The sequence below is a fragment of the Catellatospora aurea genome (assembly GCF_042663325.1).
GTDB classification, from domain to species: domain Bacteria; phylum Actinomycetota; class Actinomycetes; order Mycobacteriales; family Micromonosporaceae; genus Catellatospora; species Catellatospora aurea.
Window position 1 is genome coordinate 1 of the sequence record NZ_JBHTAC010000068.1, and the last position, 11429, is coordinate 11429.

Consider the following 11429-nt stretch of genomic DNA (forward strand, 5'->3'; position numbering starts at 1 on the left):
ACCCCCAACCCCCAACCACACCCTCACCCACGCTCCCGCTGACCAGCGCGCCGTAGATCTAGAAGAGTTGTTGTCGCTCTGGCGACAACAACTCTCCTAGATCCCGCCGCAGCGAGGTGATCACGGTGCCAGGGCCGGGACACGCCGCCGAACACGCCCAAGACGACATCGTGCAGGCCTGGGCAGGAACAGCACGGGCCAGCCCGGCGACGGCAGCACCGTGCGCCGCGGCCTGCCGGTGACGGTGCAGACCAGCCTCGACCGCGTCGACGGACTGGCCGCGGGCGACGGATTCGCGCTCGCCGCGGGCTGACCTGCGCCGCGTCGTGCATACTGCCCGGATGCGGTTCACCAAGACGTTCAGCGAGCAGCAGTACGCCCAGGCCCTCGACGCGTGGTCGTGGCTCGGCCTCGACGGCAGGAAGCCGCTGTTCACCTCGCTGTTCGGCGACGTGTTCCTGGCCGGCCGGGACGGCTGCTGGTATCTCGACACCATCGAGGGCGCGCTCACCCGGGTCTGGGCCTCGGCCGACGAGCTGGAGCGCGACCTGTCCACCGAGCAGGGGCAGGACCGCTACCTGCTGGGCGGGCTGGCCGCGCAGGCCGCGGACCTCGGGCTGGAGCTCGGACCCGACCAGGTGTACACGTTCATGCCGCCGCCGGTCATCGGCGGGGGTGTGACCATCGAGTCCGTGGTCGTGGAGAGCTTCACCGTCGCGGTGAACATCGCCGGCCAGATCCACGAGCAGGTCCGCGACCTGCCGCCGGGCACCCCGATCACCGGCATCACGCTCGGCTGAGCGTCACGGCCGATCGCGCAGCCGCGGGACGAGCGCGTCCGGGCCGAGCCGGTCCAGGCCGTCCTGTTCGATGTGGGTGGCCAGGGCCCGGGACCAGTCCACCAGGCCGGTGACGGCGACGTCGTGGGGCGGGTCCGGCGCGTACGAGGCGATGCGGTCCGCGGCGCGGCGCAGCAGGCGCGGGGCTCCGGTGGCGTTGCCCCGCCGGGCGTGGGTGAGGCCGACCGCGAGCTGCGCGAGCCCGCGCCACAGCTCCCGCTCCGGTGCGGGGGCCGCCTTCCAGGCGCCCTCCAGGATCTCGTGCGCGTGGAACGCGCGGCCCTCGTCCAGCAGCCGCTGGGCCTGCGCGAGGGCCTCGGCGGGGGGCAGCCGCAGATCGTCCGGGGTGGTCGGCACCCCCGGCGCACCGTGCGGCAGCGGGCGTCCCAGCTCGTCACGGGGCCGCGCGTTCCGGGGCCGCCCCGCCACATCCCGATCCCGATCCGCTCCAGCGCTCATCGCCCCATCCTGCCCCGGCCCGCCGCGGTCAAGCCAGGGCGCGGCGCAGTGCGCCGCGGCCGTCCAGTTCGGTCAGCAGCGTGTTGAGGTGGTCGACCTGTTCGTCGGTATGCGCCGAGGTCAGCTGCACCCGGAAACCGACCTGCCCCCGGGGCACCAGCGGGTACGCGGCGAGCGTGACGTACACGCCGCGCTGCCAGAGCAGGCGGGCCACGTCGGCCAGGTCGTGGCCCGGGGTCAGCGGCAGCTCGATGACCGGCGTCTGGTCCCGGTTGGGGGTGTGCACGCCCAGCGAGCGCAGGTGCGCCAGCACCCGGGCGGTCAGCCGGTGCAGCGTGTGCCGCAGCTGATCGCCGCGGGTCTCGTTGACGTCGAACCCCGCCAGCACCGCCGCCAGCGAGTGCACCGGTGACGGTCCGGAGTAGAGGTAGGGCGGCGCGGCCAGCTTCAGCCGCTCCTTCAGCGCGGTCGGCACCGCGACGAACGCCAGCAGCGCGGAGTACGCCTTGGAGAACCCGCCGACGAGCACCACGTCGTCGTACGTTTCCGCGCAGTGCCGCACCACCGCGTTGCCGCGGGTCCCGTACGGCGTGGGCGCGCCGTCGCCGCGTTCGCCGATGACGCCGAAGCCGTGCGCGTCGTCGACGTAGAGCAGCGCGCCCCACTCGCGGCAGATCTTCGCCAGGGTGGGCAGGTCGGGGATGTTGCCGGTCATGCTGTTGACGCCGTCGAGGCATACCACGCGGGGGTGGGCGGTGTCGGCCGAGCGCAGCAGGCGCACCAGCTCGTCGGGGTCGTCGGCGTGCCAGCGGTGGAGTCGCGCGCCGAGCCCCCGGGCGTACGAGCCGCCGTCGTAGATCGTCTTGTGGGCCCCGGCCTCCACGAACACCGCGCCGCTGCCGACCAGCGCGGGCAGCACCGACAGGTGGATGTGCGTGATCGTCGGCAGGACCAGGGTGTCGGGCGCGCCGAGCAGGTCGGTGAGCCGCTCCTCGATGTCCGGGTAGAGCCGTGGGCTGCCCAGCAGGCGCGACCAGCCCGGATGGGTGCCCCAGCGGCGCACCGCCCGCTCGCCGGCCGTGATGATCTCCTCGTCGAGGTCGAAGCCCAGGTAGTTGCAGGACGCGAAGTCGGTCAGCCAGGTGCCGCCCACCCGGATGCGCCTGCCGTCGACCTCGTCGATGACCGCGTCGTACATCGGGGTCACCGCACGCAGCCGGTCGAGCTGGTCGACCGACGGCACCTTGTGCGCATCCGGCAGGTGCGGCGACGCCTTCGTCATACCCAACTCCCGATTCGCTCGCTCATGCGGCCACCTTCTGCTCGGTGATGAGGTTGATGGCCTGCTCGCCGGTGAGCGGGCGGGCGAACAGGAAGCCCTGGCCGTAGCGGCAGCCGATGCGGGAGAGCAGGTCGCGCTCCACGGTGCGCTCGATGCCCTCGGCGATCACCTGCAGGCCGAGGGTGTGCGCCAGCCGGACGATGCCGTCGACGAGCGCGGCCTGCTGTGCCGAGGAGGCGATGGTGCTGGTGAACAGCCGGTCGATCTTCACCACGTCCAGCGGCACGTGGCGCAGGTAGCTCAGCGACGAGTACCCGGTGCCGAAGTCGTCGATGGCCACCCGGATGCCGGTGGTGCGCAGCTCGGTGAGGTCCTCCCAGACGCCGTCGTCGTCGCGCAGCAGCAGGCTCTCGGTGATCTCCAGCATGAGCTGGTGCGGCGGCAGGCCCTCCTCGGCCAGGGTCTGGTGCAGGCTCGCCACGAAGCCGGGGGTGCGGAACTGGCGCGCCGAGACGTTGATGCTGACGTACGGCACCGCGGCCGGCCCGGCCTCGCGCTGCCACCGCGCGGCGGCGGCCACGGCCTGGTGCAGCACCTCGTTGCCGATCCCCACGATCTGCCCGGACTCCTCGGCCACCTCGATGAACTCGCCCGGCAGCAGCCGGCCCCGGGTGGGGTGGTTCCAGCGCACCAGCGCCTCGTACCCGGCGGTGACCCCGGTGCGCAGCTCGACGATGGGCTGGAACTCGACCGTGAACTCCTTGGCCGCGATGGCCCGGTCCAGCTCGGCGCGCAGCTCCAGCCGTTCGACGATCGCCGTGTGCAGGTCGGGCTGGTAGCGCCGCCACTGGCCCTTGCCCTCACCCTTGGCGACGTACAGCGCCAGGTCGGCCTGCCGCAGCAGTTCCGGGGCGCTGCGGGCGTCGGCGCTGGTGGCGATGCCGATGCTGGCGATGCCGGAGACCAGCCGGTCGTCGATGGTGAACGGCTCGGCCAGCGCCTCCACGATCCGGTCGGCCACGTCGTCGATGGTGGCCGCGTCCGGCGCGCCCTCGATCAGGGCGGCGAACTCGTCACCGCCGAGCCGCGCCGCGACGTCGTCGGTGCGCAGTACGGCGGCCAGGCGCTGGCCGACCGCGCGCAGCAGCCGGTCGCCGTGCTCGTGGCCGAGGGTGTCGTTGACCACCTTGAAGTCGTCGAGGTCGATGAAGAGGACGCCGACGACGCTGCCGTCGGCGTCGGCGCGGGCGATGGCCTGGCCGATGCGCTCGGCGAAGCGCACCCGGTTGGCCAGCCCGGTGAGCGAGTCGTGGTAGGCCAGGTGGGTCAGCTCGGACTCCATCCGGCGCTGGTCGGTGACGTCGCGCAGGGTCACCACCAGGCCGTTGACGGTCGTCTCGTCGCGCAGGTCGCGGCAGGAGACCTCGGTCTGCACGGCGGTGCCGTCGGGCCGCAGCACGGTCCAGTCCGCGGTGTCGACCGCGTCGTCCTCGGCCGCCGCCAGCCGGAACAGGTCGGCGACCAGGGCGTGGTGCGGGCTGTCGACCAGTTGCGACAGGTTCTTGCCGGGAAGTTCCGCGGTGCCGAAGACCGACGGCGCGGAGGGGCTGGCGTACCGGATGCGCCCGCCGTCCGGTTCGACGATCAGGATCACGTCCGAGGTGTTGTGCACCAGGGTGCGGAAGTACTGCTCGCTGTTGTGGCGGATGATCTCGTTGCTCAGCATGATGCGCTCGATGGCCAGCGCGGCCTGCGAGGCGACCAGCTCCATCGGCAGCTGGAGGTAGCTGAGCGAGTTCTCGTCCGAGGAGATCAGCAGCATGCCGATGTGCGGGTCGCCGGTGGGGCGATCCTCCAGGGCGAGCGGGCAGATCATGGTGATCTCGAAATCGCCCATCTGGGCCGCGATGTCCGGGGGCAGCGACTTGGTGAAGCGCAGCCGGGAGCCCATGGTGGTGGGCGCGGGGTGGAACAGTTCGGGCGCCGTGCCGTCGTTCATCACCATCGCGACGCGGTAGTCGGAGCCGGGCGGCAGCAGCCGTTCCGCGGTGCGCTTGAGGGCCCAGGTGACGCCCTCGACCGTGGTCGCGGACATCAGCGCGGCGTTGCTGGCGCGGATGCCGCTGGTGCGCATGGTGTTGCCGCGATAGCTGTTGACCACCCCGAACAGGCGGATCAGCGCCAGCAGGACCGTCGTCACCACGAACGCGACGATGACCATCGGGTACTTCAGCCGCCCCTGTCCCACGCCCACCACCAGCACCCCGAGCGGGATGAGCACGAACAGGGTGAGCAGCGCCTGGTGCAGGGCGCGCATCTCGCGCGGTCTGACCACGCGGGGGGTGGTCAGGTCGGCCATCGAGGGGTGCAGCGCCGCCGCGCCCCAGCACGCGTAGAAGACGATCCAGCCCAGGTCGACCGGGCCGCCGACGGTCCAGTAGCCGTGCAGCTGGACCAGGCCGTACATGACGTCGGCGGCCAGCAGGCCGACCGCGCCCACGGTCAGCAGCGCCACCGTGGGGCTGAACGGCACCACGGCGATCAGCCGGCCCACCGTGGCCAGGATCAGGATGTCGCCCAGCGGGTAGGCCACCGACACCAGGCGCTGGCTCATGGTCAGGTCCTGGTTGAGGATCTGCGGGCTGATCAGGAAGATCCACGAGAGCAGGCCGAGCCCGGCCGTGACGATCAGGGCGTCCAGGGGCACGGTGCGGTCCCGGCTGGCCGCGCCCGCCTTCGACAGGCCGAGCAGGCCGATCGTGACGGCGGGGTACATCGCCAGGTAGAGCATGTCGGCCGGGGACGGGAACGGGTTCACCTTGCCCAGCACGTCGGTCATGACGTTGTAGAGCGTGTCGCCGGCGGAGAGCAGGAGCAGCCCGGCGATGATCCACAACCAGGGGGACCAGCGGCGGGGGCGGTAGCGGCGCAGCCCGTACCCGATGGCGCCGGCGCTGCTGAGGCCGATCGCGCTCCAGAGCACGATGTGCCAGCCGGGCAGGGCGTAGAACAGCGCCGCCAGGACGGCCATCCAGGCGCCGTACCAGGCCATCACTTTGCGGGCTGACACGCTCCTCCTTCCGGCGGGGCGACATGCGGCCCGAATTAGGTAATTATGACAGCTTTTCGTATACCTTATCGCCTCGCAGCTCACCGGCGGCCGGAGATATGGCCAGGTCAGGGGCTACCTGCGTAGTTCGTCCCGCCGCCGAGGGGCCGGCTGCCGGGAACGCGAGACCTGGACCACAAAGGGTACAAGTCCGGAACACCGGAAACGCCCCCTCGGTTGAATCCCCTCGTACGCAATCCCAACGAAGGGACCTACTCGTGGTCAACGTCGACCTGATGGCACGGCACCTGCCCGCACTCAAGCGCGTGTCCTTCCGGGCAGTACTCGCCGCCACCGGCATGGCAGTGCTCACCGGCATCGCCGGCTCGCCCGCCAGCGCCAACCCCGCGGCTGCCACCGCGCCCGAGGCCAAGGCTGTCGCCAAGGCATTCGCGGCGCCCGCCACCGAGGCCGCCGCTGTGCAGGCCAAGGCCGTCGCCGCGGCACCCGCCGCGAAGCCGGCGACCAAGGCTCCCGCCATCAAGCAGGCCCAGCAGTCCGCCAAGGCGCCCAGCAGCCAGCAGCTCATGCCGGCTCCGGTCGCGGAATACCAGGAGACTTTCCAGCCCACCGCCGAGCAGAAGCGCAACGCGGAGGTCATCATCGAGACCGGCCAGAAGATGGGCCTGCCGCCGCGCGCGTGGGTGATCGCGGTCGCGACCGCCGCCCAGGAGTCGACCCTGCGCAACCTGGGTCACCTGGGTGACATGAACGACCACGACTCGCTGGGCCTGTTCCAGCAGCGCCCGTCGGCCGGCTGGGGCACCCCGTCCGAGATCACCGACCCGGTCTACTCCTCGAAGGCCTTCTACAACGGCCTGAAGAACGTCGAGGGCTACGACAAGATGGCGCTGACCGACGCCGCCCAGACGGTGCAGGTTTCGGCCTTCCCCGACCACTACGCCAAGTGGGAGAAGCTGGCCGCGAACCTGGTGCTGGCCAAGTACGGCCAGGGCCCGTACGCCGCCTGACATAACGCACCACCACGCAGCCTCAGGCCGCGCCGCCCCTCGGGGTGGCGCGGCCTGGCGCAGTTCAGAGGCTGTTCCTTGTTAAGAAGGGCACCTTCTACATCGCGGAGCGATGTGAAGGTGCCCTTCCTTTCGCTGTCAGCGGGCGGCGTGAGCGCCGACACGAGGGCGGGACGGGCCGTCGAGCAGGGAGTCGGAGTGGCGGGGCGCGGTGCTGGTCGGGCCGGTCGTGGTGGCGTCGGCGTAGTAGTCGGCGGGGCTCGTGGCGTCGGTGCCGGCGGGGACGCGCAGGGCGCGCAGCAGGAGGGTCGCGGCCACGACGATGACGAGGTTCAAGGCCAGGGCGATCAGGCCGGTGTAGACGGCGGAGCGGCTGTCGAGGCCGAGCTGGGACAGCGGGAGGTTGGAGCCGCCGAAGTGGGCCTTGAGGATGCGGCCGTCGGCGGCGCGCTGCGGGACCAGGTAGAGCAGGAACAGGCCGGTGGCGAGGCCGCCGAGCAGGCCTGCGGCCAGCGCCCAGCGGTGGAACCAGTTGGTCCACAGGCCGAGCACCACGGCGGGCACCGTCTGCAGCACGATGACGCCGCCGATGAGCTGGAACTCGATGGAGAACTGCGGGTCCAGTAGCAGGATGAAGATCAGCGCGCCGAACTTGGCCAGCAGCGACACCCAGCGGCTGACCCGGGCCTCCTCACGCGGCGACGCGCCGGGGCGCAGGTACTCGCGGTAGATGGAGCGGGTGAACAGGTTCGCGGCGGCGATCGACATGACCGCGGCCGGGATCAGCGCCGCGACGCCGACGGCGGCGTACGCGATGCCGGCGCACCAGGCCGGGAAGACTTCGTGGAACAGCTGCGGCACGACCGTGTTCAGGTCCCCGCCGACCGGCCGCACACCCTGCCCGATCGCGAAGAAGCCGAGCATCGCGACCAGCCCCAGCGCCAGGCAGTACACCGGCAGCGCGGCGGCGTTGCGCTGCACCGTGGCCCGGTCGCGGGCGGCCAGGATGCCGGTCAGCGCGTGCGGGTACGCGAAGATGGCCAGCGCGGAGCCGAGCACCAGGGTGAGGTAACCGAGCCAGCCGCCCTCGGGCAGCAGCAGCCCGCTGGCGGGGGAGACATCGGCGGTGAAGCGCTCGCCGGACCCGCGGAACGCCGCCGACCAGCCGCCGGACATGGCGACCAGCAGCACGATCGCCAGCACCAGCCACAGCAGCAGCACGTCCTTGGCGATGGACAGCAGCGCGGGGGCGCGCAGCCCGGACCGGAACGTGCAGAAGGACGCGACGAGCACCGCGACGGTGAGCGGCCACTCGCCGGTGACCCCGAGCGTCTTCATCACCGCCTGCAGCGCCACGAGCTGCACCGCGATGTACGGCATGGTCGCCACGATGCCGGTGACCGCGACCAGGGCGGCCAGCCCGCGCGAGCCGAACCGGGCCCGGGTGAACTCGGCCGAGGTCACGAAGCCGTGCGCGTGCGAGACCGACCAGGTGCGGGTGCTGATCAGGTACGCCAGCGGCGCGGTCATGATGGCGAACGGCACCGCGAAGAAGCCGGCCGCGCCGACGCCGTACACCAGGGCGGGCACCGCGATGTAGGTGTAGGCGGTGTACATGCTGCCGCCGAGCAGGAACCAGGTGACCCAGTTGCCGAACGCGCGCCCGCCGACACCCCACTCCTCCAGCGAGTGCAGGCTCGGCGGCCGCCGCCAGCGCGCGGCGGCGAAGCCGAGCACCAGCATGGCTCCCAGCAATACGGCGAAGACACCGATCTCGACCTGACGCGCGGTCACGGTCACCGCCCCGCCCGGGTCAGCCGGTGCACGAGCGTGGTGACCGCCATGGCCAGCACCGCGCAGCCGATCTGATACCAGTAGAAGAACGGGACGCCCCACAGCTGCGGCTCCAGCCGGTTGTAGAGGCCGACCGGCAGCGGGGCCAGGATCGGGATCAGCAGCAGCCACCGCCATCCCCGCCGTTGCGCACGTACGCCGAGTTCAGGCACCTGACGTCTCCTCTCGCCCCGTCCCGGCGACGATCGGCGGCGCCGGGGAGCACGCTGGGTAATCAGGACACTGTCCGGTCGTAACGCGCCGGAGACATCGGCGAAATCACCGGTCTTGCAACTCGCGATCATCGCCGGTGGCCGCCCCCTTCCGCCGGAGCCCGCTCGCGCTTATATTGCACTGGCAGTGCATCAAGTTTGCGGCGAAGGGGGCCGAGGTGGGGGCGAGCGTGGCGGAGCCGGTGACGGCCGAGAGCCTGCGGGAACGGGTCGACGGCTTCCTGGCCGGGCACGATCCGGCAGGCGAGCGGCTGGAGTTCCTGCGCGCCCGGTTCGACGCCGGGCTGGCCTGGGTGCACTACCCGGTCGGGCTGGGCGGGCTCGGTGCACCGAGGGTGCTGCAACCCGTGGTGGACCAGCGTTTCGCCGCGGCGGGCGCGCCGGACAACAGCCCGCGCCGCATCGGCATCGGCCTGGGCATGGCCGCCCCGACCATCCTGCGCCACGGCACGGCCGAGCAGCGCGAACGCTTCCTGCGTCCGCTGTGGACCGCCGAGGAGGTCTGGTGCCAGCTGTTCAGCGAGCCCGGCGCCGGGTCCGACCTGGCCGGCGTCGCCACCCGCGCGGTACGCGACGGCGGCGGCTGGCTGATCGACGGGCAGAAGGTGTGGACGTCCATGGCGCACCAGGCGCGCTGGGGCATCCTGCTCGCCCGCACCGACCCGGCCGTTGGCAAGCACGCCGGGCTGACCTACTTCCTGTGCGACATGCACGCCCCCGGCGTCGAGGTGCGCCCGCTGCGGCAGGCCACCGGCGAGGCCGAGTTCAACGAGGTCTTCCTGTCGGGTGTACGCCTGGGCGACGAGCTGCGGCTCGGCGCGGTCGGCGAGGGCTGGGCGGTGGCGCGTACCACGCTGATGAACGAGCGGGTCGCCATCGGCGGGGCCGCGCTGCCCCGCGAGGGCGGGATGATCGGCGTGCTGGCCCGCACCTGGCGGCAGCGGCCCGAGCTGCGCAGCCCCGCGTTGCACGACGAGGTGCTGCGGCTGTGGGTGCGCGCCGAGGCGCTGCGGCTCACCGGTGTCCGGCTGCGCCAGCAGCTGGCCGCGGGCGAGCCCGGCCCGGAAGGTTCGGCGATGAAACTCGCCTTCGCCGCGCTCACCCAGCAGATCTCCGGCGTCGAAGTCGAGCTGCTCGGCGCGGAGGGCCTGCGCCACGACCACTGGCGGGCCGACCGCCCCGAGGAGCTGGACCTGATCGGCCGCGGCCCCACGTACCGGTGGCTGCGAGCCAAGGGCAATTCCATCGAGGGCGGCACCTCCGAGGTGCTGCGCAACATCGTCGCCGAGCGGGTGCTCGGCCTGCCCGCCGAACCGCGTTCCGACACCGGCGTCGCCTGGAAGGACCTGCCCCGATGACCCTCGACCTGCGCTACACCGAAGAGCAGGAGCAACTGCGCGACTCGGTGCGGGCCATGCTCGCCGACCACGCCGGCTGGGCGCGGGTGCTCAGGGTCGCCGAGAGCCCCGAACCGGACGACGCCGACCTGTGGCGGCTGCTGTCCGTGGAGACCGGGCTGGCGGCTCTCGCCGTGCCCGAGCACCTGGGCGGCGCGGGCGCGACGCTCGCCGAGACCGCCGTGGTGCTGGAGGAACTCGGCCGCGCCGCCGCGCCCGTGCCCTACCTCGGCACCGCCGTCGCCGCGCAGCTCCTGCTGCATCTCGGCGAGAGCGACCTGCTGCGAGAGCTGGCCGGCGGCGGGATCGTCGCACCGGCCCTGCCGTTCGACGTCGGCCCGGCCGGGCGGCGGCTGCCGGATGTCGAGGTGTCCACGGCCGGCGACGGCAGTCCGCTGCTCAACGGCACGATCAGCGGCGTCGCCGACGCGTTGCGGGCGACGGTCCTGATCGTGCCCGCCGGCGGGGCGCTGTTCGCGGTCGACGCGGAAGCGCCGGGGCTGCGGCGGACGGCGGTGGTGTCGCTGGACGAGACCCGGCCGCTGTGCGACCTCGCGATGTGGAACGCACCCGCCCGGCTGCTGGCGGCGGGAGACCGGGCCACGTCGGCACTGGACTCGGCGCTGGTCGCGGGTGCGGTGCTGCTGGCCTCGGAGCAGTTCGGGCTGGCCCAGTGGTGTCTGGACACGACGGTGGAGCACCTGCGCACCCGGTACCAGTTCGGGCGGCCGGTCGGCTCGTTCCAGGCGCTCAAGCACCGGCTCGCCGACCTGTGGGTGGAGCTGGTCCAGGCACGAGCGGTGGCGCGGTATGCCGTGGCCTGCGCGGCGTCGGGCGATCCTGACGCGCGGCTCGCGGCGTCCCTGGCCCAGGCGCACAACGGCCCGCTCGCGGTGCGGGCGGCGGAGGAGTGCGTGCAGATGCACGGCGGTATCGGCTTCACCTGGGAGCACCCGGCACACCTCTACCTGAAACGGGCCAAGAGCGCGTCGGTCGCCTACGGCACCGCCGCCCACCACCGAGCGGCGCTGGCCGCCCTCGCCGACCTCGCGCCGGCCTGACGGCATACGGTTTCCGGGAAAGTGCACGAAAGCCCACCGGGATTCCCGCAGTTTCCGCGAAACTGCACGACGCGGCGCGGATGTTGCTTCACCGGGTGTGCAAATAAAGATCGACTGGACGGTGTCCAAAGCGGGCGCCGGGCTCGGCGGTACCCGTGGATCACGTGATTTGAGCGGCTTCGCGCAGTGAGGTCACGGGGTCGTAACAAGGGTATTGACGAGCGGTTTCCCAAACCTACACTCCT

At 72.1% G+C, this 11429-nt stretch carries 9 protein-coding genes; 4 read left to right on the forward strand and 5 right to left on the reverse strand.

Annotated elements, in window-relative coordinates:
• Positions 1–341: 341 nt before the first annotated feature.
• Entirely contained in the window at positions 342–800 is a 459-nt protein-coding gene (locus ACFQO7_RS35920; protein WP_376810574.1) for a hypothetical protein, read from the forward strand.
• Between the two features lie 3 nt (positions 801–803).
• Here the strand turns inward: ACFQO7_RS35920 and ACFQO7_RS35925 are convergent, their stop codons facing one another.
• The 3 genes from ACFQO7_RS35925 to ACFQO7_RS35935 are packed head-to-tail and all read right to left on the reverse strand — an operon-like array spanning position 804 to position 5650.
• Positions 804–1298, reverse strand: coding sequence for a DUF309 domain-containing protein (locus tag ACFQO7_RS35925; protein WP_376810575.1), 495 nt, complete (start codon positions 1296–1298; stop codon positions 804–806).
• Between the two features lie 28 nt (positions 1299–1326).
• The gene (locus tag ACFQO7_RS35930) at positions 1327–2580 is read right to left on the reverse strand and encodes an aminotransferase class I/II-fold pyridoxal phosphate-dependent enzyme (protein ID WP_376810576.1); all 1254 of its coding nucleotides are present in this window, start codon (positions 2578–2580) and stop codon (positions 1327–1329) included.
• Positions 2581–2602: 22 nt separating this feature from the next.
• Complete coding sequence (locus ACFQO7_RS35935) at positions 2603–5650, reverse strand: putative bifunctional diguanylate cyclase/phosphodiesterase (RefSeq protein ID WP_376810577.1); 3048 nt, start codon at positions 5648–5650, stop codon at positions 2603–2605.
• A 257-nt stretch (positions 5651–5907) separates the two neighbouring features.
• Here ACFQO7_RS35935 and ACFQO7_RS35940 point away from each other — a divergent pair, with 257 nt between their 5' ends.
• Positions 5908–6660 carry a hypothetical protein gene (locus ACFQO7_RS35940; RefSeq protein ID WP_376810578.1) on the forward strand — a complete coding sequence of 251 codons (753 nt, stop codon included), beginning with the start codon at positions 5908–5910 and terminating at the stop codon, positions 6658–6660.
• 138 nt (positions 6661–6798) lie between these two features.
• Here the strand turns inward: ACFQO7_RS35940 and ACFQO7_RS35945 are convergent, their stop codons facing one another.
• Positions 6799–8403: a sodium:solute symporter family protein gene (locus ACFQO7_RS35945; RefSeq protein ID WP_376810598.1), complete on the reverse strand. Its 1605-nt coding sequence runs from the start codon at positions 8401–8403 to the stop codon at positions 6799–6801.
• A 53-nt stretch (positions 8404–8456) separates the two neighbouring features.
• Positions 8457–8666, reverse strand: a complete 210-nt coding sequence (locus tag ACFQO7_RS35950) for a DUF3311 domain-containing protein (protein WP_239167841.1) — start codon at positions 8664–8666, stop codon at positions 8457–8459.
• Positions 8667–8896: 230 nt separating this feature from the next.
• On the opposite strand from ACFQO7_RS35950, the gene ACFQO7_RS35955 reads away from it, so the two are divergent.
• Both ACFQO7_RS35955 and ACFQO7_RS35960 read left to right on the forward strand, forming a co-directional pair.
• Positions 8897–10084, forward strand: a complete 1188-nt coding sequence (locus ACFQO7_RS35955) for an acyl-CoA dehydrogenase family protein (RefSeq protein ID WP_376810579.1) — start codon at positions 8897–8899, stop codon at positions 10082–10084.
• Positions 10081–11184: an acyl-CoA dehydrogenase family protein gene (locus ACFQO7_RS35960; protein ID WP_376810580.1), complete on the forward strand. Its 1104-nt coding sequence runs from the start codon at positions 10081–10083 to the stop codon at positions 11182–11184. Before ACFQO7_RS35955 ends, ACFQO7_RS35960 begins: the two co-directional genes overlap by 4 nt.
• Positions 11185–11429: the final 245 nt, after the last annotated feature.

What these genes read in the sequence shown, in the direction of transcription:
- ACFQO7_RS35960 (WP_376810580.1), top strand. Translation starts at nt 10,081, where the DNA reads ATGACCCTCGACCTGCGCTACACCGAAGAGCAGGAGCAACTGCGCGAC.
- ACFQO7_RS35930 (WP_376810576.1), bottom strand. Translation starts at nt 2,580, where the DNA reads ATGACGAAGGCGTCGCCGCACCTGCCGGATGCGCACAAGGTGCCGTCG.
- ACFQO7_RS35945 (WP_376810598.1), bottom strand. Translation starts at nt 8,403, where the DNA reads ATGCTGGTGCTCGGCTTCGCCGCCGCGCGCTGGCGGCGGCCGCCGAGC.
- ACFQO7_RS35925 (WP_376810575.1), bottom strand. Translation starts at nt 1,298, where the DNA reads ATGAGCGCTGGAGCGGATCGGGATCGGGATGTGGCGGGGCGGCCCCGG.
- ACFQO7_RS35920 (WP_376810574.1), top strand. Translation starts at nt 342, where the DNA reads ATGCGGTTCACCAAGACGTTCAGCGAGCAGCAGTACGCCCAGGCCCTC.